A 26,451-nucleotide genomic window follows, 5' to 3' on the forward strand; every position below is an offset into this window, starting at 1 on the left:
ATGAAAGGGAACGTTTACTTCCGCAGATATTGGCAATTATACACGTTACTTGTGCTGCCCTTGGCCTACTTCATTGTGTTCAAATATGGCCCGATGTGGGGCGTGCAGATTGCATTTAAGGATTTCAACTTTTTTCAGGGAATTACCGGAAGTGAATGGATCGGGTTTGACGCGTTTCGGGAAGTATTTCGCATGGACGATTTCTATAGAACACTGCGCAATACCATCGTGCTGAATCTGCTGGATCTGCTGGTTTCTTTTCCGGCACCTTTAATCTTGGCGATTTTGCTTTATGAAATGAAAGTGGTCTGGTTCAAGAAGCTGTCGCAAACGATTTTGTACATTCCCCATTTTATTTCGTGGGTGATTATCGGCGGGATTGTGTACCAGGTATTTGGTACGCAGTCCGGCATGATCAACAATGTGCTGACCTCGCTCGGATTTCAGGCGATTCCTTTTTTGACGGATAAAAATGATTGGGTGATCACCTATCTGCTTACGGGTGTGTGGCAAAGTGCAGGCTGGGGAACGATTTTGTACCTGGCTGCACTGACCGGAATTAACCGGGAGTTGTTCGAGGCCGCTGAGGTGGATGGTGCAGGGCGCATGAAACGAATTTGGCATATTACGATCCCAGGTATGAAAACGACGATTGCTACGCTGCTCATCATTAATCTGGGCAATATGATCACCATTGGCTTTGATCGTCCTTATGTTATTGGCAACGTGGCGGTTCGGGACTATTCCGATGTACTAAGTACGTTTGTATATCGTATCGGAATGGAATCCGGGCAATATACGCTGGCAACGGTGGTGGGGCTGTTTCAGGCGGTGGTCGGTCTGATCTTCGTACTGGGCGCGAACTATGCTTCCAAGAAGCTGACGGATGAAAGTATTTTGTAAGTGGTAAAGGAGCTGGCACCTGATGAGTGAACGTACTGCGAACCGCACCTTTGATATTGTAACCACCCTATTGGTGGCTGTGGCTGTACTGCTGTGTTTGGCCCCGTTTATTCATATTTTGTCTATTTCCTTCAGCTCAAACCGGGCTATTACGTCCGGAGAAGTTACCTTGTTCCCGGTTGAGTTCAATCTGAAGGCGTACGGGAAGGTTTTCTCCGATTTGAGCATGATTCGTTCGCTCGGGTTTACGGTCATGCTGACTGTGATCACGACGGTGCTGAGTATGCTGATGACAGTGATAGCTGCATATCCGTTAACGAAGAAAAATTTAAAGGGCCGCAAAACGATTATGTTTATGATTGTGGTGACGATGTTTTTCAGTGGCGGCATCATTCCAGAATACATTCTGGTTCGCGATTTGCATTTGCTGAATAATATGTGGTCCCTTATTTTACCCGGTCTGATCAGTCCGTTTTATCTGATTATTCTGATTTCCTTCTTTAACGGGATTCCAGAGAGTCTGGGGGAAGCGGCAGAGATTGACGGCAGCAGTCAATTCGGCACTTTGATTCGGATTGTGCTTCCGCTGTCCTTGCCTGTGCTGGCGACATTAAGTCTGTTTTACGGTGTGGGGCGCTGGAATGGGTTTCAGGATACGCTGATGTATATTCAAAACCCGGATTTATTCCCGTTGCAGCTCAAGCTGTATCAAATGATTCAAAATAACATGGTGTCCGAGCTGTCGAGGCTGGAAGGAGCAAGCGGTGCGAGAATTACACCTGAAGGGCTGAAGGCGGCGAGTGTTATTTTCGCAACGGTTCCGATCCTGCTTGTTTATCCGTGGCTGCAAAGATATTTTGTCAGCGGCGTGATGCTTGGAGCGGTGAAAGGATGATGACGATGAAGGCGAAGGGGGAATACTCCTTTTCCACCTGTTGGAATATAAAAAGGCATACAGTCGGCCGAGAGCTTGTGGAGGAAATCCGTGAGCTGGGCTTTGGCCGGGTGGAGCTGAATTATAACATTACCCGGGAAATGCTGACGACGATTGAGCCTATGATTGAGCGGGGAGAAATCGGCATATCGAGTGTGCATAATACGTTTCCTCACACGCCTGACCCGGATTATGGTACGGATTCCGTTCTGCTCGGGTTTGATGATGAGACGAAGCGAAAACGCGCGATAGAGCTGCTGGTACAATCTGCGGAATATGCGCATCGATATGGTGCAAAGGCGGTGGTTGTGCATCCCGGAGAGGTTCCGTTTCCTTACGATATCAGCGGAGAGCTGGAAGTGATTTACCGTGAGCAGGGCAGGGATTCGGCTGCTTATCAAGCGCTGTGGACACAAATGCTGGAGCGGCGGAATGCGCTGAGTGGGCATTATGTACAACGTATCCGCGACAGTCTGGAAGAGGTGTGTGACCGTATCGCCTCCAAGGGCTATGATGTAGCAATTGGTATCGAAACTCGTTCACGCTGTTATCAGATGCCTACCTTACAGGAGGCCAAGACGATCATAGACGATTTGAAGGGCGCACCCGTGTATCTATGGTATGACATTGGACACGGCATGATCATGGATCGGATGGGATTGTACGATAATGCCAAGGAAGCCAATGAAATGATCGACTATATTCTCGGTGTCCACATCCATGAAACGATAGGATTATCCGATCATTGGTGCCCTTATATTCATAGCGGTGATCTGGAGTTCTTTGATCGTTTCATTCATATCATCCGGCAGGCGCCGATCAAGGTGTATGAGCTGAAAGCGGCTTGCCAGCCAGAGGACATTGAACGCAGCCATGAGTTGCTGACAAGTAAGATAGCGAAACTTCAGATGCAAGGATGATCAACGATTATGCATATCACAGGGGTTGAGGGAATGTACAGTAAAATCATAGCGGTCAACGATGCCTGGGTGAAACCGGGCATGGATCATCAGGTGCTGGATGTCGACAGCCGTTATTACGGCGGGGTGACCGATGATGAGAACGGGATTGCCTGGCCTAATCATTCGGTTGGCACTCCTGCGGCAATGGCAATCTGGGCGGCCGCGCTCGTCAATCCGGATTCCGCCTATTACCGGAATGAGGATGTGCTGATCCGGCTGGAGCTGGCGGCACAGTACATGCTGCGTGTACAGCATGAGGACGGTTCTATTTCGCCGGGCTGGACCAATTTTCACTCGCCGCCGGATACGGCGTTCGTGGTAGTGGGCTACGCTCAGGTCTACCAGTTGCTGATCGGTGACGACTGGCTGGAGCTGCACCGGGTGACTGACGCGATCCGCCTGTTTCTGGAGCGGACGATTCCGGTCATGCTGACCGGGGGGTGCCATACGCCGAATCATCGCTGGGTGCTGTGCGCTGCTCTGGGCTTCCTGCACGAGCTGTTTGATCTGCCCGAGGCGCTCGCCCGGGCCGGTATGTGGCTGGCAGAAGGGCTGGACGAAACGCCGGATGGCGAATGGACGGAACGCAGCAATGGAATTTATAATGCTGTCAGCGATATTATGCTGATTCATGCCGCCCGTTTATTGAAGCTGCCGGAGTTGCTGGAGCCGGTACGGCGCAATTTGCACATGATGGTGTACCTTGTCCATCCCGATGGGGAAGTGGTCACAGAGTATTCAGGAAGACAGGACTTCGGCGTGATTATGAATTTATCCTCCTATCTTCTCCCGTATGCCATGCTGGCTACCGAGGATGAGGATACTATATTCGAAGCGATGGCTGTCGCCGCGGTTCAAGTAACGGATCATCCGGGCGGTGCTCCGATTAATGCGGCTGTGCGCTTTTTGCTGGAGCCACGTTTGCAAACCCGCAAACTACCGCCAGCTGCATTACCTGTCACCTATAACAAGCTGCTGAACGGAGGTTTTCCGAGGGCTGACTATCTGAGCCGGATGGATGAGGCAGGGCATCATCAGCACATTTATCACAGCAGGCTGCATACGGACTTTGGCGCTCCGGTTGCTCGATATCGGCAGAAGGATACCAGCGCGACACTCATGACTGAGGCTTCGTCGTTCCTGTCGTTGCGGCATGGAGATGCACGTCTGCTGGCGGTTCAGGCAGCCTCGTATTTCTCGCCAGGCTTCGTGCCTATGCAGGAGCTGACTGCGCATGAAACCGGATGGGCCCTATCGGGTCAGCAGGCCAAAGGCTACTACGGGCCTGTTGCAGCGGCTGATCTGCCGCCCACCTCGCAGGAGGAAATTAGTCCGTGGTATTTGCTCCCGCACCACAAACGGCCACTTACCCATGAACAGAAGCATGAAATCCGGGTGGATGTGGATCGTCAGGAGGATGTGTGGACGCTTCGTTTTCGCTCAGAAGGCCCGATGGATTGTATGACACAGATTTTATTTGTTTTTGGACGTGAAGGGAAATTCACTTGCGGGGAATACAGGCTGGTTAATGGAGCGGTGCAATGCTGGACTGGGGGTATGGCGCGCTATGAATCGGGAAATGCATGGTTTGAGCTGACAGGAACAGCGATGGAGCATTCGGCTACCTCGGTTCGGGGGGCTGCTCACCCTGTGGATTGTCACACATTGCTGGTCAATTGGATGGCTCCGTTCGATCAGACGATCACGATCCGTATGTCTCCTTTGCCTGTGAGTGAAATTTGAGGTACGATGAGCACCTGTTTCCGGGAATGAGGTCAGTCTCGGAAACAGGTGCTTTTTGGTGTCTTGAGTCATGCTGAATGGAGCGCTTCCATTGAGCTTGAAGCGATTGTGGTGTACACTGTCCAGAACAGGTGTAAATTGGAACGTCAGGAAGGATGGACGGTTGCAAAGGAGGGAAGGACACTTATGTATGCCCGTTTAAGATCGTTGAATTATCCTGTAAAAGGGTATGTTTTTATTGTATTGGCCGTATGCTCAGTGATAAGCACCTTGTGGATCATTAACGTGCGGCTGCCCTCGGGAGGCCGCCCTTATCTTTTTATTTGGTGGAATATGATGCTGGCCTGGATTCCGATGCTTTTAACGCTGCTGCTTGATGTGATTTATAGTTCCTGGCGGCGGGGAACGAGAACATTTTTGCTCTGGATAACGGGAGCGGTATGGTTCTTTTTTTATCCCAACACACCGTATTTAATCACAGATTTGCTGCATGTGTTCGCGAGATATCCTTTTCTTGGGGAGCAACGCTTTTGGGGAGAGCCGTATTTCTGGAATCATGTACTGGGGATGCTGTTGGTCGCTGTCCTGGGGCTGACGATGGGATTTGTATCGCTCGAATCTGTACGACAGCTAGTACAGCGTGCACGCGGCGGGTTTATAAGCTGGCTGTTTGTGCTGGCTGTACTGCTGCTAAGTAGCTTGGGCATTTATATCGGCCGTTTCTTTCGGGGGAACACATGGGATATTATATCTGCGCCTTCCCAGTTATATACGCAGGTGTCCTCCATATGGGCAGATACCCTACAGCGTACTCATTTTATGGAGTTTAGCGGGATGGTATTCGCTATTTTGTTCATTAGCTATGTATCCACGATGTGCGTGGTTTGGATCGGCAACAGCCGTCGGGATGAATGGCGTAACTGGTAATGTCAATAAGACCAAGTGGCTGAGTAGCTTCATAAGCTTGAATAGAAAGGAGGGATAGAGACAATGAACGGACAGAACCGATCAGATATTCGCGCAGGGCTTCAGGTGGATATTGTGCTTAAAAAAGATCAGCCTACCGGAAAGCTGACGCGAGGAACGGTGAAGGATATTTTGACCAATTCTCCACGTCATCCGCATGGAATTAAAGTGCGTTTGGCAGACGGACAGGTTGGGCGTGTCAAACATATCGTAACCAATGAAGGATAGAGACTGCGGGTTGAGGGGGAATGACGTATGAATCAGGCAACGACAAGGTCGAAACATGATCGCTATCCGTTTGTTTTGCTTGTATTACTGGTGCTTGCTCTCATCTGGTCCTTTATCCATCCGGCGGATCATTTTACCTGGGTACTGGAAGTTCTCCCGGCGATTGTGGGAACTGTACTGCTGGTGGCGGTTTACCGCCAATTCCGGTTTACGAATCTGGTATACACCCTGATGTGGCTGCATGCGCTCATTCTGATTGTCGGCGGGCATTATACCTATGCGGAAATGCCCCTGTTCAACTGGATTCGGGATACCTTCGGGCTGGAGCGTAACTATTACGACCGACTTGGGCATTTTGTGCAAGGCTTTGTGCCTGCGCTTATTGTCAGAGAAGTGCTGCTGCGTAAAACGACCTTGGGAAGCGGAGGTTGGCTGACCTTTCTCACGGTTAGTGTATGCCTTGCGATTAGTGCTGCATATGAGCTGATTGAGTTTGCCGTAGCCAAGGCGACTGGAACGGCCGCAGAAGCCTTTTTGGGAACCCAAGGGGATATATGGGATACCCAATGGGATATGCTTCTTGCTTTGATTGGTGCCCTGACAGCCGTGATTCTGTTAAGCGGAGTACATAACAAGCTGCTGAAACAGCTAAGACATTAGCGGGTTCCTTTCTATTGGAGATTATAGCTGGACGATATAAAGTTGTAATGATAGTGGAGGGTGGTTACAGAATGCGTGCTAAAGCATTTTCTAACCACCCTTTGATGTATCCTGAGATTCTCGGAACATCCAATAGTAGACGAGGGAGGACAAAATATAGAACACACCTGTCATGCTGAACGTGATGGCATAGCCCCAGTAATTGCCGTAGGTCGTAATCAGATAGGCTTGTACAGGTCCCATGCCTGCGGTTCCGAGCATCCAGGTCGTCTGGAGAATCGAGTTGGCAATGCCCCGGTTCTTATCCGATACACGTTCCACCAGAATGGCGGTTTGCAGCGGATTGGCCGCATTCATCAGCGCTTGCCTGAACAGAAAGCTGATGGAAGCAATCCAGAGGACATTGGTGAAGCCGGTAATCAGAAGAAACGGGAGCGAGAGCAGTTGAAAGCCCACGACAGCCTTGACCAGTCCGATCCGGCTGCCAAGCGTAGGCCCGATCAGCATGGAGAGGATGGTCATGAGCTGACCGAGAGCAATCAGCAAACTCATCGCGCTGAGCGATACGGAAAAGCGGTTCGTAAAATATAAATTGAGATACGGGATGACCAGACCTGAGCCCAACCCGAGAAAAAACTGGGCAAGAACAAATTGTCCGATAACCCGGGTATCGGAAGCAGCAGGAGCAGGTGCTACTGGTAAAGCGGACGTGGATTCCGCCGTATCCGCTGTTACCGGTTCAGGTGTCGATTTGGCAAGGTGAACATTTTCTTCGACGTGAGAGGCTTTTGTCATGAACAATAGAGGAATAAAAGCGGTCAGTGTTGCCGTTCCTCCGAGAAACAGGGCGACCCGCAGACTGGAAAGCTGTGTGATCCCCCACGTTTGCAGTCCATCCGCAAGCACACCACCACCAAAGCTCCCTATGACCTGTGCCGCGAGTACAAGAGCCGAGTAATAGCTGAATATCTTCAAGCGCTGGGCTTTGCTTATGCTTTCCGCCAAAAAGGGTACAGCCAGCACCTGAATAAAGGCGGCAAATACTCCCGAAACGACGGCGAAAACCAGCATACTGCCACTGGTATCCGTAAAGGTACGGATGAGAAAGGCAACACCGCTGAATAGCGCTCCGATGACCAGCATGTGTTTGCGGCTCGTCCGATCCCCTAAAAAACCGACCGGAATAAACAGCAAAGCTGTAGCCAGCGCCTGCATGCTCACCACTCGGCCATTCATGTCATCCCCGAAGCCAAGCCCCTGGATATACAGGTTATACAGTACGGAAAACATCCCCGTACCCATCTGGTACAGCAGATTGGCGATAAAAAACAATCGGATATTACGCGGCCACTTTCGAGGCTCGTCTAACATTTTGCTAATCCATGACACGATGCGATCCTCCTGTGACGTTGATGTAGATAAGTTGATGCTGTTGATATGTATTCTAGCAGGATCTGTGCATTCCATAAATATTCCTTGTCTCCGATTTTTTTTGGGTAATAATAAAGCATAGACTTTACATTGAAATTTCATTATAGTAATTCGGTATGAATAAATTTGAAGGGTAAGCAGGAGGGATGGCTTTGGCTTTTGGAGCACGGGTGTTAAAAACGGGAATCGCAGTGACGCTCGCCCTTTTTTTGAGCACGCTCTTGAATACCCATTCGCCTGTGGGGGCAGCGATAGCCGCTATTTTTGCCATGCAACCATCAATATACAGGTCGTGGCGTTATTTTCTGGATCAACTCCAAACAAGCACACTGGGTGCAATCATGGCGTTGCTGGGCGGAATGGTATTTTCAAATGAACCGATTGCGGTCGGATTGGTATGTGTACTGGTACTAATGATATGTCTGAAATTAAATATGGCTGATACGGTAGGTTTGACACTCGTTACCGTTGTTTCTGTAATGGAAGCTTCCGGTGACTGGAAATTTGCGGTGACCCGTTTTGTGCTCACCTTAATCGGGATTGTTTCTGCTTTTGTCATTAATGTTACTGTTTTTCCCCCGAAACCGAAAAGGCAGTTTATCAATCAGATTCAAAGTGTATTTAACAGTATGTCCTTGCTGCTGCGCACCGCCATTTCCGATGAGATTAAGGAGTCTGTCTTTAAAGAGGAAAAAGGCAATCTGGAGGGAGCTATAAAATCGCTATCGGATAAATATCATTTGTTCGAGGAAGATCAGAAGAAGCTCAAGCGCTCCCGGTTCAGTCAGACGAGGCAGATGGTGGTATACAAGCAAATGCTCGGAAGTTTGCACAAAGGATATGAGGTACTGGACGCGGTGGAAAGGCACTACTTCCAGTCCTTACGACCGAAGGGAACGGATGCATTTTTTGATAGTCATCTGGAGCTGCTGATCCGGTTCCATGAACATGCGCTGCTAAAATTCGAGGATAAGCTGAAACCGAACGAGGAAGAAAGCGAAATGTTCCAGCAGGCGAACGGCGAATTTATGAAGCATGCGATTACCCGTTTTGACCACTGTCAGGAAGGAATGCTAAGACTGTCGATTGTGGCTGCCGCGATGTATGACTATGGTCATCAACTGGAGCGGTTGAGCAGATTGGCGGATCATATTCATCCTGTGGAAGAGAGCAAGTAGCGAATGTATGAAAAAGCAAAAAGCGGTCGTATTCATCTATACAGATGGACGACCGCTTTTTGCGTATATAAAAAGACATAAAAAAAGCCCGCTGGTTGCGAACAGGGGTTGAACTTGCTACAATAGAGGATGCTATGTTTATGGTAAAGCCATGAATTTAAATTCGTTAATTACACTTCTTATCGCATTATAGCATGTTTCAAAGTGTAAGTCAATTTTCCCGGATCAGAGGGATGCCAAGGGTATACCCAGGTCCATAATAGAACATAGTTTAGCCCTGCGGTGGAGCAGGAGGAAACGGAACAGGAGTGATGCCAGTGACTACTGAGCAGCAATGGAATGAGGAACAACGGAGAGTAGAGGACGTGACTGCTGTCATTAGCGGGCGCATTCGGAGGCTGGAGACGGAGGTTGGCTCTGTACGCGGAGATGTCGTAGATATGCGTAAAGACTTTTGGGATGAGGTAACGATCAATTTCAGTGAGGCGGATGATGTGGGCGAGACCTCCACCAGCTTGCGTCAGCAATCTGAAATTTTGTCGGAACGGGAGCGCAGGCACAAGCATTCTACAGAGGCGCTAGGTCGTTTGAAAAAGCTGCTGGAATCACCGTATTTTGCACGTATTGATTTTGCTGAGGAAGGACAGCCCGCAGAGCGTGTTTATCTGGGGATCGCCTCCCTGCTGGATAATCAAGACGAGGAATTTCTGGTCTATGACTGGCGTGCACCGATTTCCAATCTCTATTACGATAATATGCCGGGTCCCGCTTCTTATAAGACTCCGACAGGGGAAATGAAAGGAGAACTGACGCTCAAGCGCCAATTCTCGATCCGCGGTGGACTGATTCGTTTTATGTTCGATACAGGGGTAACGATTGGAGACGAGCTGCTACAGGCGGTGCTGAGCCGCAGCTCGGATGCTCAGATGAAAAGTATTGTGGCAACAATCCAAAGGGAGCAGAATCGCATTATTCGTGATGATCGAAGCCGTATGCTCATCGTACAGGGGGCGGCGGGAAGCGGCAAAACATCTGCTGCGCTCCAGAGAGTAGCCTATTTGCTGTATAAGTACCGTGATCGCTTGCGCGCGGATCAGGTGGTGCTATTTTCGCCCAATCCGATGTTTAACAGCTACGTTTCGACGGTACTGCCCGAATTGGGTGAGGAAAACATGCTCCAGGCCACGCTTCAGGAGTATTTAGAGCGTCGGTTGGGCCGGGAGTTTCAACTGGAAGATCCTTTTGAGCAACTGGAATATGTACTTTCGGCATCGTCACAGCCTGGGTACGAGGCCAGAATGGAAGGTATCCGCTTTAAGTCTTCCAAGACGTTTTTACAAGCCATTACCGGATACAAGGCGTATTTGGAGCAGGAGGGTATGCGTTTTAAACCGATCCGGTTTCAAGGGCGCGAGGTGGTTCCGTTGGAGGAAATGGTGCGCAAGTTTTATGGGTTCGACTCTTCGGTACGGCTGGCGAATCGGCTGGAGCTGCTAAGGGACTGGATGCTCAAGGAGCTGGCTCGTTTCGGTAAGGAGGAATGCTCTGCTCCATGGGTGGATCAGCAGATGGATCTGATGGAGCCCGAGGATTACCAGCGTGCTTATAATCGCATGCGGCGTAAATCCAAGAACAAGGGCCATACCTTCGACGATTTTACGCGTGAACGGGAAATACTGGCGCGTATGGTGGTCAGTGACCGCTTGAAGCCCTTGCGTAAGTGGATCAAAGCGCTTCGTTTCGTGGATACGACCCGCTTATACGGGGAGTTGTTCCTGAATGAGACGCTGCTGAGCCAACTGGCCGATCACGCTGAGCTGCCCGATAGCTGGAGTGAAATCAGCCGCCAAACGCTGGAACGGATGCAGGCCGGGGAGCTGGCGTATGAGGACGTAACCCCCTTTTTGTATCTGCGTGAGCTGATGTTGGGTTTCCGTTCCAATAGCCATATCCGTCATGTGTTTATTGATGAAGCGCAGGACTATTCACCGTTTCAACTGGCTTTTTTCAAGCGCTTGTTTCCGCAGGCTAAAATGACGGCGCTGGGCGATTTTAATCAGGCGATCTATGCGCATGCTTCGGTGCTTCAGGATGCGGAGCCTCTCTATGAGCTGTATGGAGCGGAACAGACTGAGATGATCTCCCTGACACGCAGCTACCGCTCGACTCAGGAAATTGTGGAGTTTACCCGGGGAATGGTGGCCGGAGGCGAGCATATTGTACCGTTTAACCGGAAGGGTGAGAAGCCACGTGTTACGGAGGTACATTCGCGTGAAACGCTGCATCGTCTGATCGTCGGAAACATCACGGAATTGCTGGCAGAAGGCTATGAATCCGTGGCAGTAATCTGCAAAAATGCCGGAGAAAGTGCAGCAGCTTATGAAGCGCTCGAAGGGCAGTTGCCCGTGAAGCCAAGGCTGATCAAGAAAACAACTCCGGCTTTTGAAAAGGGAATTCACATCATTCCGGCTTATCTGGCGAAAGGCGTAGAATTCGATGCGGTCCTGATCTATGACGGATCAGCGGAGCAATATCAGCGTGAAAGTGAGCGCAAGTTGTTCTACACTGCCTGTACACGGGCTATGCATTTGCTGCATATTTATACGATAGGCGAAATTACACCATTCGTGAGTTCGCAGGAATCGGATACGTATACCCGTAAAGTGGAAGAAAGTGATCCTGTTCTGTAAGACTGGCATAATTGTGCGTATTCCAGTAACATAAGCAAATAAGAAAAACAGGTAAGAAGCATAAACGGAGGTAACAAAACGTAATGGACATGAAGAGTGCATTTCAACGCCCGCCGCTGGCGGACTGTGTACCCGAGCTGGTAGCTACAGCCAGAGGGGAGCGCAAGGCATCGCTGGTTATCCGCGGAGGAACGCTGGTCAATGTGGTATCGGGCGAATTATTACCGGGAATGTCTATTGCTGTGCAGGGCTCCCGTATCGCATACGTCGGTCGGGACGTTAGCCATACCATCGGAGAAGACACCGTGATCATTGAAGCGGAAGGCCGTTATATGGCACCAGGATTACTGGACGGACATTGTCACATCGAAAGCACGCAGCTTACCGTAACGGAGTTTGCAAAAGCTGTGCTGCCGCTAGGCGTGACGGGCGGATTTTTTGACCCGCATGAGATTTCAAATGTGCTTGGTCTGAAAGGGCTTCGCCTGATGCTCGATGAAGCACGCACGACACCGCTGGCTGCCTACATGCAGGTGGCTTCTTGTGTTCCGTCCACAGGACCGGAACTGGAAACGACAGGGGCCTCCTTCGGCCCGGCGGAAGTCGCGGAAGCCTTACGCTGGGGCCCGGATATGATCGGGCTGGGCGAAGTCATGAATTTCCCGGGCGTCGTCTATGGAGACGATGTGATGATCGGGGAAATTCAGGCCACGCTGCGCGCGGGCAAGGTGGCGGACGGCCATTTTACATGGGCCTCCGACGACTGGCGGCTGCCGGTATATGCAGCCGCAGGGATTACGGGCGACCACGAATGTGTCACGCCCGAGGATGTAGCCGAGCGCATCCGGCTCGGCATGTATGCCAAAATGCGGCAAGGCTCCGCATGGCATGATGTGGCCGAGACCATCCGCGCCAGCACGGAAATGGGCCTCGATACCCGGCGCATGATGTTGGTGACGGATGACCGCAGCGCGGAATCCTTGCTCCATGAGGGACAAATGGATTTCGTCGTGCGTCATGCCATTGCGCAGGGCGTCAAGCCCGTGACCGCGTTTCAGATGGCTACGCTGAATACGGCAGAGCGCTTCGGCGTAGCGCGGGATATCGGCTCGATTATTCCGGGAGCGATTGCCGATATTATTTTGCTCGATGGCCGACTGGCCGAAGTGAACGTGACCGCTACGATTGCAGCGGGGCAGTTGGTGGCTGAGCACGGCCAAATGGTCGCCGATTGGGATGGCTTTGTTTATCCTGCGGAAGTGATGGACACGGTTCGTCTGGGACGCGACCTGAGTCCTGCTGATTTCCGCATTGCGGCTCCAGTACAAGAGGGGAACGTACCTGTACGGGTAATTCGTGTCACGGAAAATCATGTGGACACGAAGGAAGTGCGGATGAATGTTCAGATCCGCAATGGTGAGGTCACGGCAGATCCCGCGCAGGATCTTTGCAAAATAGCCGTCTTCGAGCGGCATCATGGCAGTGGCAGCCATGCCGTGGCACTCGTGACGGGCGTCGGCTTCACCGAGCCTGCCGCCATTGCCATGACTGTGGCGCATGACAGCCACAATCTGCTCGTCATTGGCAACGATGACGAGCTAATGACTCAGGCGGCGAAGCAGGCCGTGGCTATGCGCGGCGGCGTGGTGGTCGTGTCCGCCTCGGGCGAAACACGCTTTCCGCTGCCTATCGCCGGGCTGATGTCTCCTGCGCCGTTTGCAGAGGTGGCTGCGCAGTCCGAGAGCATCAGCCGGGCACTTCAGCAATCCGGCTGTGTGCTGAACAACGCACTGATGACACTATCGCTGCTGGCGTTGGTGGTCATCCCCGAAATCCGCCTGTCGGATCAGGGACTTGTCGTGATCGGAGCGGACGGTATCCGCAAGGTATCGCTCTTCGTGGAAGAGGATACATCGGAAGCCTGACAGAATCCTTTGCCCATATGGGCGTAGCTACGATATGTGTTTTTGAAAGGGGGTGTCCCATAAGGTCTGTAAAGACTGGAGGGATAGCCCCTGTTTTCTGCATTAAATATCAAAAAGGTTTCCTTCTATACAGGGATTCGGGGAGCAATGAGCATATGCATCAATATTATCGTTCATTAGAGAAGATGGCTTATCAAGCTTCGATTGTAGAGCAGGATTGGAAGAGATTTGTAGAACGAACCCGTGTGAAGCATGTGCAGCAGGGAACGTATCTAATTGAAACGGGTGTACCCGTAAATCATGCCTATTTTTGCTCAGAGGGAATATTCCGTTTATTTTACACTTTGGCAGATGGCAGGGAGTATAATGTTGGCTTTTCGCCAGAAGATGATTATGTAACCTCTTACGGGGCTATGGTCCAAGGGCAGCCGTCGACCTTTACCATTGAGGCTATGGAGGATTCGGTAGTCGTTGAAATCCCCTATGACGTACTGAAGGAGCTTATGGATACAAGCCATATGTGGGAAAGATTCGTGCGCAAGAGTGTAGAGAGACTATATATTCGAAAAGAGGAACGGGAACGCGAACTCTTGTATCTTTCCGCCAAGGAACGTTATCATGCTTTTCTTCTCAAATACCCCGGATTGGACAAACGAATTGCCCAATATCATATCGCTTCGTACATCGGTGTATCTCCCGTTTCGCTTAGCCGATTGCTCCGCAGCGATCCGCATTAACATAGGTTAATGCAGCTTGGGGGACAAGCAGAGTACAATCATGTTAGTCCATTCGAGCTTCATAAAAAAGGAGATAGGCATATGCGATATATGATGGTTGTGTTGTTGGAATTTTATCCTTCCTGGCTGGCTTTGCCTCGGGAAGAGCGTCGAAAACATGCGGCATCCTTGCAGGAGAGCATTCAAAAATATAGCGAGCATGTTCAAGTTCGTTTTTTTGATGCAGAGGCGCTTCCCGGCAAGGATTACACCGATTTCGTCGTATGCGAAACGGAGGATATGAAACAGTATCACTATATGTGGGAAGAAATTCGCGACTCGGAGCCGTATACCAAGGGATATATGAAGATTAAAAATGTGGTCATGGGGATGGAAAATGCCTTTCAGTCATACGAGTCAGAAATACTACAGATGAAAAAATAACCGTCACTCCGCTTCTATGTAAAATGAAGAGTTCAGCTTATATACGGTTAAAAAAGGCGAATTCCCATGCTGTTTATGTTCAGCTGGGATTTCGCCTTTTATCCCGTTAGTATAACGATTTCCAGTTCGAGTCGCGTATGTCTTTAAATGTGATGATTATAAAAGAAATCTAGAAATAGCGACACACTATATTAATAAGGAGAGACTTATGAAATTTGTGAAGATATTGACTGTAGGAGCGATCATAGTATTGGCGATTTCGGGGTGCAGTGGTAAAGCTGAAACTCCAAGTTCAAATCAGCAACTGCCTCATAATGAAGCAACCATAGAAGCACCCAAAGCAACTGACACCAAGATGGATACTATAGATTATTCACAGTATTTTAATAACCAAGACAGTAAGCGTGGAGAGCAAATCATTAAGCTCAACCACGACCTTTGAGAGTTAACTCACTTTCCTTATCCAAAAGATTTTATACTAATCCCCTCTATAGTTTGGCATAAAGATGGGAAAATCTTTGATTTTGTGAGTAAAGGTGATGATTCTCCACAACCAGTATTATATACTTACTCAGCAACACAAAATTCTATTTTAAAGAAGGGTTCTTTATCTGAAATTGATGAAAAGAAACTATCTAAATTAACACCTAAAGATCTTTTGACTTCCAAACCATGAGGAACGTGCTGTTACATGGGTGTTTGGAGTAATTAAAAATTTTTACGAGACCTATCGGGTATGTGTAACTACATCTACATCTTGTAAGAAATAAGTCCTAAGTGTAAAATTCCCTTATAGTTCATTAAGCTCACTAAGTAGGGGGAGAAACATAGGGTAGCATCATAATTGCATAAGCAAGGGTATGAAGTGATTTATTCTGCAAGTACAAAGTTACTTGAAATAGTGATCGTATATAGAGTATTGTGTAACGATGAGTTAAGACGAAACCCACTCATCCTAAAGGCACAGGTTATCACTAGGCTCAATAGACATTGCTAACATCCAGATAGAAGCAGGATGCGTATCGAGGATACGGACAGTCTTTATAGTTGCCATGTTTTGTTGATTAAAAACTTTCCTACACCGGTCAGAAGGGGGGAGGGATGGCTGTCCCTGATTGATGCTGGTCATTTAGATCGAAGTGAGCATTTTTTTGTGAATAGCACGAGTTTACATACTCTAGGCAAACAGATACCGTTCTTTGGATGCAACAATTGGCTACGTCCCTATTAACATATATTATACAAAATTAAAAGAAAACGAATAAAACAAAACGTTGTGAGTTCGTGGTTGGAGGATTTATTATGTCAAAAAGTGTTTCTTCGTCCTTTATTATCATTATAGGATCGATGCTATTTGCCTTATTTTTTGGTGCAGGGAATCTAATCTTTCCACCTATGCTTGGGCAAATGGCTGGAAAGAATGTATGGATAGCCAATGCGGGTTTTTTGGTTACCGGAGTTGGCTTACCATTACTAGCCGTCACAGCCTTTGTTTTTTCGGGCAAAAGCAATTTGCAAACTTTAGCGAGTCGTGTACATCCTGTATTCGGCATTGTCTTTACAACCATCCTTTATCTAGCCATCGGGCCTTTATATGCAATTCCTAGAACCGGTAGTGTGTCATTTGAAATTGGAGTAAAACCTTTTTTTTCAAACAATGCAGATCATCCTGTCGCACTTTTTGTATTTACTATCCTTTTTTTTGCAGTTGCATGTTTGTTATCACTTAATCCTACAAAAATTATTGATGTAATCGGAAAGTTTTTAACACCCATTAAATTGACATTCATTGGATTACTTGTGATTGTAGCTATTATTCACCCAATAGGAAAATTCCAAGAACCTGCGGAGGGTTATACATCGAATGTCTTTTTCAAAGGCTTTCAAGAGGGTTATTTAACATTGGACGCTCTTGTAGCCTTTATTTTTGGAATTATCATTGTGAATGCAATTAAGGATAGAGGAGTTACTACAAAAAAAGAGTTGATGATCATTTGTGCCAAAGCGATAGCGATTGCGGTTATACTCTTAGCTTTTATCTATACGTCTCTTTCATACATGGGAGCTTCTAGCGTTGAAAAATTGGGCGTTCTAGGAAATGGCGCTGAGGTGTTAGCTAAGGTTTCCTCCTATTATTTTGGATCTTACGGTTCTATTCTATTAGGCTTAATGATTACAGTAGCGTGTTTAACGACAAGTGTGGGGCTTATCACTGCCTGCTCTTCCTTTTTCCATGGATTATTTCCAAAAATCTCTTATAAAAGAGTTGCTCTCATGTTATCTATATTTAGTACCCTTGTAGCCAACATAGGTTTAACACAGCTCATTAAGGTTTCAACGCCAGTATTAATGGCGATATATCCCATTGCTATTTCTCTAATATTTTTAACGTTTTTACATCCTGTATTTAAAGGAAAGTCAGAAGTATATCAAGGCAGTTTGATATTAACCTTTATCATTAGTCTATTTGATGGCTTGAATGCTGCTGGAATACAAATTAAAGTAATTAATGATTTTTTCAGTCATCTTCTTCCATTATATGATGTAGGGTTGGGGTGGCTAATTCCCTCTGTTTTAGGAGGCGTAGGTGGCTACATATTTACTATATTAAGAGGGAGAAAAATAATATTAGTACTTATGAAGCCCAAAAAAAATAAATGATTTGTCCTATGCATATTAGTCTGTTATATAAGGGACAGCAAGCGCCTGATCTGCTTCGTGCTGCTTACGGTACTGCGAAGGAGTCAGGCCGTTCCATTTTTTAAAGGTTGCGATAAAATAGCTCAGATTATCAAAGCCAACCTCCAGCGCAATATCGACCACCTTGCGGTCACTTTGCTCCAGCAGTCGGCAAGCCTTCTGAACCCGGTGGTAATTGATGTATTCGACCGGGCTTTTTTGTACCATCTGCTTGAAGAAACGGCAAAAATGGCCCTCGCTCATACGGATCTCATCGGCGATATCCCGCAAACGAATAGGCTCATGAGCATGATTGTTGATGTACGCCAACGCTTGTTTGATCCGTTCAACCTTGCTGCGTTGACCTGCCACAATCACGTCCTCTCCATTAGCCGGGGTCATATGTGGATACATGCTGGCGATGATGCTATAGAGCTGTGCCTTGGTCGCTAGTTCACGGGCAGGTGCATTCTGTTCATGGCTGGTGATGATGCGGCGCAGCGCGGTCAGCACCTCCTGCTCCCAGGGCAGGACTCCGCGAATGTGAGGGGGAGCGACCAGCTTTTTTCTGATAAAAGGGTCGATAAACTGCTCCTGCACCGTATCCTGTGTCCGGCTGTGCAGCAGATCGGGATGAAACACCACGGCAGAGAATACGCAGTCAGGGTCTCGTTTCAAATACCCGGCGTGAAGTTCCCCGCTATTTACAAAAAGGGCTTCACCTTCGCTGACCTCAGTGTAGGCCATATCCGTCTGAAATACCGCGCTGCCCCGCTCCACAACAATAAACTCCATTTCCTCATGCCAATGACACTCCAGTACACAATTTCCATTCAACTGTTCCACACCCGGATACACGCTGACCGGATACATGGGATTGCCATGAATACGGTTTTCCCGCAGCATTTCCCGATTCATTTCATTCACTCCCTTCCTGATTTTTGTTTTGTATAGAAAATATCAAAATATTGATACAATACGTCAAAATAAAAGAAGTAAACCCTTACATAAATCAATATTATTATAGTGAGGATTTCGAAAAAATCCAACAAGCGATTTGGGTTCAACAATATATAGATCGAAACGGAGGAAATAAACAGATGAAATTTACAGATGGTTATTGGATGGTCCGCAAGGGCTATGAAATACAAAGCCCTGCGGAAATCCGTGATATTGTGACGGACGATGCTTCCATGACGGTATATGCGGCTACTCACCGGATCGAGCATAAAGGAGACACCCTGAACGGGGCGTTACTGAAAGCGACCTATAGCTCGCCGATGCCGAATGTCATTCGGGTACGCTTCAATCACCACAAGGGACGGGTACATCATGGACCGGATTTTGAAATTCATACCTTGCCGACAAAGGTGGACATTACGGTAGATGAGGACGTAGCGGTGCTCCAAAGCGGCGATCTGAGTGTGCGGGTCGGCCGTGGAAAGAGCTGGGACGTAGGCTTTTATGTGGAGGATCGTAAAATCACGGGTAGCGGGCATCGTGGGCCTGGATACATTACAGACCCGCAGGATCAGCCTTTTTTCCGGGAGCAACTGGAGCTGGGAATCGGGGAGTACATATACGGCCTCGGGGAGCGCTTCACTCCGTTTGTGAAAAATGGGCAAGTGGTCGATATCTGGAATGAGGACGGCGGCACCAGCAGTGAGCAGGCGTACAAAAACATTCCCTTTTACCTGTCTAATAAAGGCTATGGTGTGTTCGTCAATCATCCGGAAAAGGTATCGTATGAAATTGCATCGGAAAATGTTTCAAAGGTGCAGTTTAGCGTCTCTGGCGAATCGTTAGAGTATTTTATTATTGGCGGAGCCAACCCTAAAGAAGTGCTGGACAATTACACCAAGCTGACGGGCAAGCCGGCGTTGCCACCAGCCTGGACCTTTGGTTTGTGGCTGACCACCTCGTTTACGACCGACTATGATGAAGCGACGGTGAATCATTTTGTGGACGGGATGGCTGAGCGTGATTTGCCGCTCTCGGTATTCCATTTTGACTGCTTCTGGATGAAGGAATACCAATGGTGCGATTTCCAGTGGGACCAAGATATGTTCCCGGACCCGGAAGGCATGCTACAGCGTTTGAAAGCAAAGGGACTTAAAATTTGCGCATGGATTAACCCGTATATTGCGGAAAAATCCATTTTGTTCGATGAAGGCATGGAGAACGGATATCTGGTCAAAACCGCCGATGGCGGCGTGTGGCAATGGGATATGTGGCAGGCGGGGATGGGGCTGGTTGACTTCACGAATCCGGCTGCAGTCGCCTGGTATCAGGAAAAGTTGAAGGTACTGGTGGATCAGGGCGTAGGTTGCTTTAAAACGGATTTCGGCGAGCGGATTCCTACGAATGTGGTGTATTATGACGGCTCTGATCCGGTGAGAATGCACAATTATTACACGCATTTGTACAACAAGGCTGTATTTGACGTGCTGGAGGAAAAGCTGGGTAAAAATGAAGCGGCCTTGTTCGCACGTTCCGCCACAGCCGGAGGACAGCAGTTCCCGGTTCACTGGGGCGGCGACTGCTCGTCGACATATGAGTCGATGGCGGAATCGCTGCGGGGCGGCTTGTCGCTCGGTTTGAGCGGCTTTGGCTTCTGGAGCCATGACATTAGCGGCTTCGAATTAACGGCTGCGCCGGACGTGTACAAACGGTGGGTACAATTTGGACTCCTGTCCTCCCACAGCCGTCTGCACGGAAATGAATCGTATCGCGTGCCTTGGCTGTTCGATGAAGAATCGGTGGATGTGGTACGCAGCTTTACAAAGCTCAAATGCTCGCTGATGCCGTATCTGTATCCGTCCGCTGTGGAATCCTCGGTGAAGGGTTTGCCAATGATGCGGGCTATGGTGTTGGAATTCCCGCAGGACCCAACCTGTGCAACGCTGGATCTGCAATACATGCTGGGTGATTCCATTTTGGTAGCCCCGATCTTTAATAAGGAAGGCAATGTGCAGTATTATGTACCGGAGGGCCAGTGGACGAATTTGTTGACGAATGAAACCGTAACAGGTGGTCGCTGGGTTAACGAGCATCACGATTTTACAACCTTGCCCGTGCTGGTGAAGCCGAACACGCTGCTGGCAATCGGTCATGAGGACAGCCGCCCGGATTACGATTATGCAGAACAAGTGGCTTTTCACTTGTTCGAACTGGGCGAAGGCCAGCAGGCTCGAGCGGTTATCGTGAACACTTCAGGTGAAGAAGAGCTGACCGTTACGGCCAGTCGCAAGGATGCTGTGATAACGGTGAAGGCCGAGGGTGCGGTTAAACCATGGTCACTGGTACTGCGAGGGATGCACGAGGCTATCCAAGTCGAGGATGGCAGCAGTCAAGCGGGAGAGCAGGGTGTGACCATTGCACCAGCCTCAAGCGGACAACAGGAGCTTACCATTCACTTGGGATAGGTCATGTACACTCTCGCTCACAAATAAAATTCGCTATTTTGTTGTATAACGATTGTATTGCAAAAAGAGGCTTGCCTGATTCAACGGGCAGGCCCTTTTTTTTGCTTTGGATTTGCCGGTTATCCTTGCTGGAGAAGCATCGGAACAACGTACTGCCTGAATATATCCACAGGAGTCCGTTTCTTTTTGAACTTGTCAGCAGTAACGACCACCACCATGTCATAAGACGGGACGACAACAATGTATTGACCGCCAAAGCCGAGCGCGTAATAATAATCCGTTTCAGCGCTTTTCTCCGTTTCGTCTGAAAAGGAAGAAGCCCACCAGTGCCAGCCGTAAAAGGCTTTTTGGGGTTTGGCCGTCGGAAGGAGCGCACGGGTGGAGTGCCGGACGGTCTCAGCTTGTATGAGCTGACGGCCTTCACGGCTTCCTTCGTTCAGGTACAGCAATCCAAATTGGAGCATGTCCATGGGTTTGAGATGCAGTCCAAAGCCTCCTGTATGAGTGCCTTGCGGATCGGTTTCCCAGTGGTAGCTTTCGATACCCAGCGGTTGGAATAACTGCTGCTCGGCAAATTCAGCTACCGCTTGTCCAGAAGCATGACGCAAAATGGTAGCCAAAAGCTGGGAGCAGCCGGAGTTGTACTCCATTCGTGTACCTGGTACATCAGCCAATGGCTGTGACAGCACAAATTGTACCCAGTCTGATGTTCGGCTCATCGTCGGAAATGAATTTTGCCCGCCAAATTCAGTCCAGTTAAAGCCCGCGGACATCGTTAACAGATGTTCAATCGTAATATCACGTTTTCGCGTATCGCTGTCCTCGGCAATCTGGGGAAAAAAATTAAGGATAGGCGTGTCCGGCTGTGGTACGATTTGCTGATCCATTGCGATGCTGACTAGTGCGGAAACCACGCTTTTGGTGCAGGAGTTTATTTTATAGAGTTCATTCGCGAATTGAGGTTCACGGTAGTATTCCAGCATAATGTTCCCCTGCTGAACGATCAGACAGCTACGAATTTCCAGCTCCTTCAGTCCACGAACAAGCGGTGTAAGTTCCAAACTACTCAAGTAAGTCCCTCCTTGACATTTATACTACATAAAAAATAGTATATCATTTTTAAACTGCTTCTTCAGAAAATGAAGGTGGCTTTTTTGGTTCATAATATTGTCACAAATACATTGAGAAATCTATACACTTTTCTTGTTTCGTTCAAAAACTTCTCTAAATTAAACGATATATAGTAAGTTGGACATTTTATTCAGACATAACTGGGGGACCGATTCATGAATTTAACAATCAAGGCCAAAATGATTCTTAGTGCACTGCTTATTCCGGGTGTCATTGCAGCTATGCTGCTGACAAATTACACTCTGAGTGTGCACAATGAGAACGAGTATAAGGATATTATGAATCGTGAGGAGACCATTGTATATAATTCAAAATCTCTTCAATTTTTATTGAACGGAATATCTAATGACGAGCGTGGATATTTGCTAACCCGGGACGAACAGTATGGTAAAGAGATCGAAAACAAGCAGAGCGAAATCGAAAAGCTGCTACGGGAAACGGAAGCTTTGGTCGATACGAGTAATGGGGATATAAACAAAAAGATGGATGACCTGAAAACGGGAATCAATGCCTATTTTAACCATGTCCATGGCTTATTGAATACAGCGGGTTACCGGAGCACTAAGGACAAGTTCCCGCCATTTTCGGATTTACTCGATGTGTTTGAAAATGAACGGGTTCAACGAAAGCAGCTTGATGTGAAGATGATGGCGTTCGTTAAAGCTCAGGAGGACATGGTAAAGGCGAAAATACAGCACGCGCACCAAACCATGACGAACACAACCTGGATAACGAGTATTGTGGGTTGTCTGATCATCATTTACAGTATTGCACAATCAGTTATTTTGATTCGTTCGATCCGGCCGCTGCATCACATGAATGAACAATTGCTGGAAATGTCGGAGGGAGGGGGAGATTTGCGTAGCCGCCTCGATATTACATCCAAAGACGAAATTGGCATGATTGCCAGCTCGTACAACAAGCTGATCGCGGGCTTTCGCAATATTATTGTGGATGCTCAGGATACAGCCCGTACGTTATCTGTGACCGCCGAGCGGGTAAGCCTGAGCACTGAAGAGATGAACCAGGCCAATCGTCATACTTCCAGTGTGATGGAGGAGCTTGCAACTGGTATGGAGCATCAGGTCGATGATATTACAAGCACCACCGATACAGTGAAGGAGCTTGCTGACGGACTCAACCATATTGCGGTGACGAGCCAGCAGGTATATGAGCTATCTGATACGGCTGCCAGAGATGCGCAAGCAGGGGAGCAATCCATCGGTCAAGCGATGCGGCAGATGGAAAAGGTCAGCGAAAGTGTAGATAGCTCTGCTCGTGCTGTACGTCTGCTCAGTGAACAGGCTGAACAGATTGGAATGATCGGTTCCGTCATTACCGGTATTGCCAAGCAAACAGGAATGCTGGCGCTTAATGCGTCGATTGAAGCCGCCAGAGCAGGAGAACAGGGCAGGGGATTTGCTGTCGTAGCATCTGAGGTAAGAAGGCTGTCTGATCAGGTATCCGTTTCAGCAGCGGAAATTACACAATTTGTGCAGCATATTCAGGACCATGTTGGTCATGTAGCATCAACGATGCAAGCCGGAACGGTTGAAGTTCAATCAGGCGTGAAGATTATGGAATCGGCTGAAACGGCATTTCGTCAGATTGGCGGCTCCATTCAGCAGGTTAGCGAACAGATACACAGTGTAAATCGCTCCGTGGGACAGATGTCTACCGGATCGGGGCAAATGGTGGAAGCCGTAGAGCGTATCCGTGAAGTAGCCGAACAGTCCGCAGGCGGAACCCAGAGCGTCAGTGCAGCCGCTGAGGAACAGCTGGCTTCCATGGAGGATATCGCTTCATCTATTCATACGCTGGCAGAAATGTCGAAATTGCTGAATACAAGGGTTGGAGGATTTAAGGTATAGATGTATAAAACCGCACCAAGGTAAACACAATAACACCTGTTGGACCATTTTGGACAGTTATGTTATTACTTTTGCAAAGGTGGTAACGGGATGCAACAAAATAAAGGGAATCTGCTTGCATTAGGTTCCATCCCGCTGATGATGACGCTAGGCAATTCCATGCTGATTCCTGTTTTGCCGGAAATCGGACGCAAGCTACATGTCAGTTCCTTTCGCGTTAGCATGTTGATTACGGTATATGCAGTAGTTGCCATTTTGCTGATTCCAATAGCGGGATATCTCTCCGATCGATTTGGTCGTAAGGCCGTGATTGTACCCTGCTTGATCCTGACGGTGATTGGCGGGGGAATTTCTGCGGTGGGGGCATGGCTGCTTCATGATCAGGCAGCGTACTGGACCATTATTGGGGGTCGGTTGCTTCAGGGGGTTGGAGCAGCGGGAGCTTTTCCCATTGTCATTCCGCTCGTGGGGGATTTGTATGAGAACGAGGAAGAAGCCAGCAAAAATCTGGGTGTAGTTGAGACGTACAATACATTCGGCAAAGTGCTAAGTCCGATCCTTGGTGCGGCATTGGGAGCAGTCCTTTGGTTTTTGCCATTGGCGGTGATTCCGGGCCTCTGTCTGATTTCACTTATTTTGGTGCTTTGGCTGATTCATGCGCCCAAACGTAAGAACCAACCGGTTACGTTTCGGGAGTTTGTGGGAAATGTGAAGCAGGTGCTTGCCGAAAAAGGACGCTGGCTATATGCTATTTTCGTCGTGGGTGGCATTTGTATGTTTGTCATTTTTGGCGTCCTGTTCTACTTATCTGACATACTGGAAAGTCGTTACAACCTTCGTGGAGTCTGGAAGGGTTTCGTGCTGGCGATTCCGCTGGTTTCTCTCTGTCTGTGTTCTTATATTGGAGGAAAGATCATCGGTAAGCACAAAAAACGGATGAAATGGATCGGTTTTGGCGGGTTGGCCGTGTTGACGATCAGCTTTGGCATTCTCGGATTTTTTCAACATATTTATGCGGTGATCGGACTGTTTACATTGGGGGGAGCCGGAATTGGACTGGCACTTCCTTGTTTGGATGCCCTGATTACGAAAGGGATTGAAAAAGAGGAGCGCGGAACGATTACCAGCCTGTACAGCAGTATGCGCTTTGTCGGGGTATCGCTAGGTCCTCCGGTTGTATCCTTGCTGATCGGAAGCAGTGGGCATGGTCTGCTCTTTGGCGTGATGGCCGGAGTGGGCGGAATTGCGGCTCTGCTCATGCTGTTTGCGGTCAAACCGAAGCAAGATGAACCCTCAGACGAAAAATCCGGTGAACATATGAACGCCACTGGAGGGCTGACAGATATATCACGAAAAAAACCGATTTCCTCCAAGTTGAGACGCAAAACCCCGGCAAAGTAAAAGCGAGCCTAAACCAAAGAGCACCCGATTCCATGAAGCCATGGTGTTGGGTGCTCTTTTTTGAAATATGCTTACCCCTTCGCTGGCTTTGGCGATTATACCAAGAATAAGGGCACCGGCAGCTACCCCGAAATCGAGGGAATTTAGAAACATACCGTTTGCCATGCCCCGCTGCTTGGGCGACACAACCTGAATCATCCAGGTTTGCAAGGTCGGCTGCATGACACCAAAACCGATACCATAGCAAAGGGCGGACAGGTACATGGAGGCGTCACTATGCGCGTAAGAAAGCAGGATAAGACCGCCGATCAGGAACAGGGCACCGGGGATGAGCAGCGCTTTTGCTCCTTTTTTGTCATAGATACGACCCGAGAAGGGACGTACGATCAGGATGGACAGCGCATTAAACAGGAAAAAATAAGCCGGGTGCGACAGATTCGCTTCATCCCCGTAAAGCGCCATAAAGCTGAGCAATCCGCCGTACGTAATAGACATAAGCATGTTCAGCAAGGCTGGAATCCAGAGCATGCGGTTAAATGCCGGTTTTCGTCCTTCTTCCAAAGGAACCATCGGCGGCTCAACATGTCCTTTCGGCAGGGTACGAATCAACCAGTAGGCCAGCGGGAAAATAACGACAATGACAACTGATGTCGTATATACCAGCAGATGAAAGCTGCCGTATTGCAGCATCGAAATACCGATAGTCGGGCCAATAGACATCGCCAGGCTGGTGGACAGGCTGAAATACCCCATTCCTTCACCGAGGCGCTTGGCGGGAATGACATCCGAGGCCATTGTCGGAAATGCGGTACTGCTCATACCGAAGCCAATCCCGAACAGCATGCGCATGAGAAGCAGTACCGTAATTGTCGGTGAAACGCTGTATCCAAGTGTGCCCGCCAACGCGAACAGAAGACCGATGAAGATCAGGGTGCTGCGATGTCCTTTTTCCAGCATACGGGCTGAAAAAAGCCGGGCCGCAATCGCGCTTAATGCGAACAGCGTCGTAACGAGGCTGATCTGGACGGAACTGGCGTGGAATGTATTTTTCACATACGAAGGAATGGAAGACAGAATCATCTGTAATTCGAGAAATAAAAATAGATTGGATACCGTTAAAACGATAAATTCCTTGGTCCAAAGAGGTTGCTTGCCTTGTTGCAT

General features: G+C 48.6%; 22 protein-coding genes. 18 read left to right on the forward strand and 4 right to left on the reverse strand.

The genetic code is table 11. The features are described 5' to 3' along the window. From AC0WRU_RS09100 to AC0WRU_RS09130, 7 genes are all read left to right on the forward strand, one after another. A complete protein-coding gene (locus AC0WRU_RS09100) occupies window positions 1-903 on the forward strand; it encodes an ABC transporter permease (protein ID WP_476128045.1) in 903 nt (300 codons plus the stop codon). 22 nt (window positions 904-925) lie between these two features. Beyond that, window positions 926-1,798, forward strand: a complete 873-nt coding sequence (locus AC0WRU_RS09105) for a carbohydrate ABC transporter permease (protein WP_025685493.1) — start codon at window positions 926-928, stop codon at window positions 1,796-1,798. After that, the gene (locus AC0WRU_RS09110) at window positions 1,795-2,757 is read left to right on the forward strand and encodes a sugar phosphate isomerase/epimerase family protein (protein ID WP_476128046.1); all 963 of its coding nucleotides are present in this window, start codon (window positions 1,795-1,797) and stop codon (window positions 2,755-2,757) included. The genes AC0WRU_RS09105 and AC0WRU_RS09110 overlap by 4 nt, the downstream gene beginning before the upstream one ends. A gap of 33 nt (window positions 2,758-2,790) precedes the next feature. Next, window positions 2,791-4,542: a hypothetical protein gene (locus AC0WRU_RS09115; RefSeq protein ID WP_476128047.1), complete on the forward strand. Its 1,752-nt coding sequence runs from the start codon at window positions 2,791-2,793 to the stop codon at window positions 4,540-4,542. Between the two features lie 186 nt (window positions 4,543-4,728). Continuing rightward, window positions 4,729-5,469: a DUF1361 domain-containing protein gene (locus tag AC0WRU_RS09120; RefSeq protein WP_476128605.1), complete on the forward strand. Its 741-nt coding sequence runs from the start codon at window positions 4,729-4,731 to the stop codon at window positions 5,467-5,469. Between the two features lie 63 nt (window positions 5,470-5,532). Next, window positions 5,533-5,736 carry a YwbE family protein gene (locus AC0WRU_RS09125; RefSeq protein WP_013309792.1) on the forward strand — a complete coding sequence of 68 codons (204 nt, stop codon included), beginning with the start codon at window positions 5,533-5,535 and terminating at the stop codon, window positions 5,734-5,736. A gap of 27 nt (window positions 5,737-5,763) precedes the next feature. Continuing rightward, window positions 5,764-6,396 (forward strand): DUF2238 domain-containing protein, encoded by a 633-nt coding sequence (locus tag AC0WRU_RS09130; RefSeq protein ID WP_476128048.1) that lies wholly within the window; start codon window positions 5,764-5,766, stop codon window positions 6,394-6,396. A 90-nt stretch (window positions 6,397-6,486) separates the two neighbouring features. Here the strand turns inward: AC0WRU_RS09130 and AC0WRU_RS09135 are convergent, their stop codons facing one another. After that, window positions 6,487-7,785 (reverse strand): MFS transporter, encoded by a 1,299-nt coding sequence (locus AC0WRU_RS09135; RefSeq protein ID WP_476128049.1) that lies wholly within the window; start codon window positions 7,783-7,785, stop codon window positions 6,487-6,489. Window positions 7,786-7,973: 188 nt separating this feature from the next. Between AC0WRU_RS09135 and AC0WRU_RS09140 the strand changes: the two genes are divergently transcribed. The 8 genes from AC0WRU_RS09140 to brnQ all read left to right on the forward strand — a co-directional run bounded on the left by AC0WRU_RS09140 (window position 7,974) and on the right by brnQ (window position 17,441). Then, on the forward strand, window positions 7,974-9,005 hold the full coding sequence (locus tag AC0WRU_RS09140; protein ID WP_476128050.1) for an FUSC family protein: 1,032 nt from the start codon (window positions 7,974-7,976) through the stop codon (window positions 9,003-9,005). A 311-nt stretch (window positions 9,006-9,316) separates the two neighbouring features. Then, entirely contained in the window at window positions 9,317-11,695 is a 2,379-nt protein-coding gene (gene helD / locus AC0WRU_RS09145; protein ID WP_476128606.1) for an RNA polymerase recycling motor HelD, read from the forward strand. An 83-nt stretch (window positions 11,696-11,778) separates the two neighbouring features. Then, entirely contained in the window at window positions 11,779-13,620 is a 1,842-nt protein-coding gene (locus AC0WRU_RS09150; RefSeq protein ID WP_476128051.1) for an adenine deaminase, read from the forward strand. A 155-nt stretch (window positions 13,621-13,775) separates the two neighbouring features. Further along, window positions 13,776-14,357: a Crp/Fnr family transcriptional regulator gene (locus AC0WRU_RS09155; protein WP_476128052.1), complete on the forward strand. Its 582-nt coding sequence runs from the start codon at window positions 13,776-13,778 to the stop codon at window positions 14,355-14,357. An 81-nt stretch (window positions 14,358-14,438) separates the two neighbouring features. Further along, window positions 14,439-14,780, forward strand: a complete 342-nt coding sequence (locus AC0WRU_RS09160) for a darcynin family protein (RefSeq protein WP_025685403.1) — start codon at window positions 14,439-14,441, stop codon at window positions 14,778-14,780. 208 nt (window positions 14,781-14,988) lie between these two features. Further along, on the forward strand, window positions 14,989-15,222 hold the full coding sequence (locus tag AC0WRU_RS09165) for a hypothetical protein (protein WP_476128053.1): 234 nt from the start codon (window positions 14,989-14,991) through the stop codon (window positions 15,220-15,222). An 84-nt stretch (window positions 15,223-15,306) separates the two neighbouring features. Further along, window positions 15,307-15,456, forward strand: coding sequence for a hypothetical protein (locus tag AC0WRU_RS09170; protein WP_476128054.1), 150 nt, complete (start codon window positions 15,307-15,309; stop codon window positions 15,454-15,456). 626 nt (window positions 15,457-16,082) lie between these two features. Continuing rightward, window positions 16,083-17,441, forward strand: coding sequence for a branched-chain amino acid transport system II carrier protein (gene brnQ / locus AC0WRU_RS09175; RefSeq protein ID WP_476128055.1), 1,359 nt, complete (start codon window positions 16,083-16,085; stop codon window positions 17,439-17,441). A 15-nt stretch (window positions 17,442-17,456) separates the two neighbouring features. Here the strand turns inward: brnQ and AC0WRU_RS09180 are convergent, their stop codons facing one another. Then, window positions 17,457-18,377, reverse strand: a complete 921-nt coding sequence (locus AC0WRU_RS09180) for an AraC family transcriptional regulator (protein ID WP_476128056.1) — start codon at window positions 18,375-18,377, stop codon at window positions 17,457-17,459. Window positions 18,378-18,559: 182 nt separating this feature from the next. On the opposite strand from AC0WRU_RS09180, the gene yicI reads away from it, so the two are divergent. Further along, window positions 18,560-20,884, forward strand: a complete 2,325-nt coding sequence (gene yicI, locus AC0WRU_RS09185; protein WP_476128057.1) for an alpha-xylosidase — start codon at window positions 18,560-18,562, stop codon at window positions 20,882-20,884. 119 nt (window positions 20,885-21,003) lie between these two features. Here the strand turns inward: yicI and AC0WRU_RS09190 are convergent, their stop codons facing one another. Continuing rightward, window positions 21,004-21,954: a serine hydrolase domain-containing protein gene (locus AC0WRU_RS09190; RefSeq protein ID WP_476128058.1), complete on the reverse strand. Its 951-nt coding sequence runs from the start codon at window positions 21,952-21,954 to the stop codon at window positions 21,004-21,006. Window positions 21,955-22,170: 216 nt separating this feature from the next. On the opposite strand from AC0WRU_RS09190, the gene AC0WRU_RS09195 reads away from it, so the two are divergent. Together AC0WRU_RS09195 and AC0WRU_RS09200 are read left to right on the forward strand one after the other, a co-directional pair. After that, complete coding sequence (locus AC0WRU_RS09195; protein WP_476128059.1) at window positions 22,171-23,886, forward strand: methyl-accepting chemotaxis protein; 1,716 nt, start codon at window positions 22,171-22,173, stop codon at window positions 23,884-23,886. A gap of 90 nt (window positions 23,887-23,976) precedes the next feature. Further along, window positions 23,977-25,287 (forward strand): MFS transporter, encoded by a 1,311-nt coding sequence (locus tag AC0WRU_RS09200; protein ID WP_476128060.1) that lies wholly within the window; start codon window positions 23,977-23,979, stop codon window positions 25,285-25,287. On the opposite strand, the gene AC0WRU_RS09205 is transcribed toward AC0WRU_RS09200, so the two are convergent. After that, window positions 25,234-26,451, reverse strand: a complete 1,218-nt coding sequence (locus AC0WRU_RS09205) for an MFS transporter (protein ID WP_476128061.1) — start codon at window positions 26,449-26,451, stop codon at window positions 25,234-25,236. The genes AC0WRU_RS09200 and AC0WRU_RS09205 overlap by 54 nt on opposite strands.

Source organism: Paenibacillus sp. 1-8 (assembly GCF_056316205.1).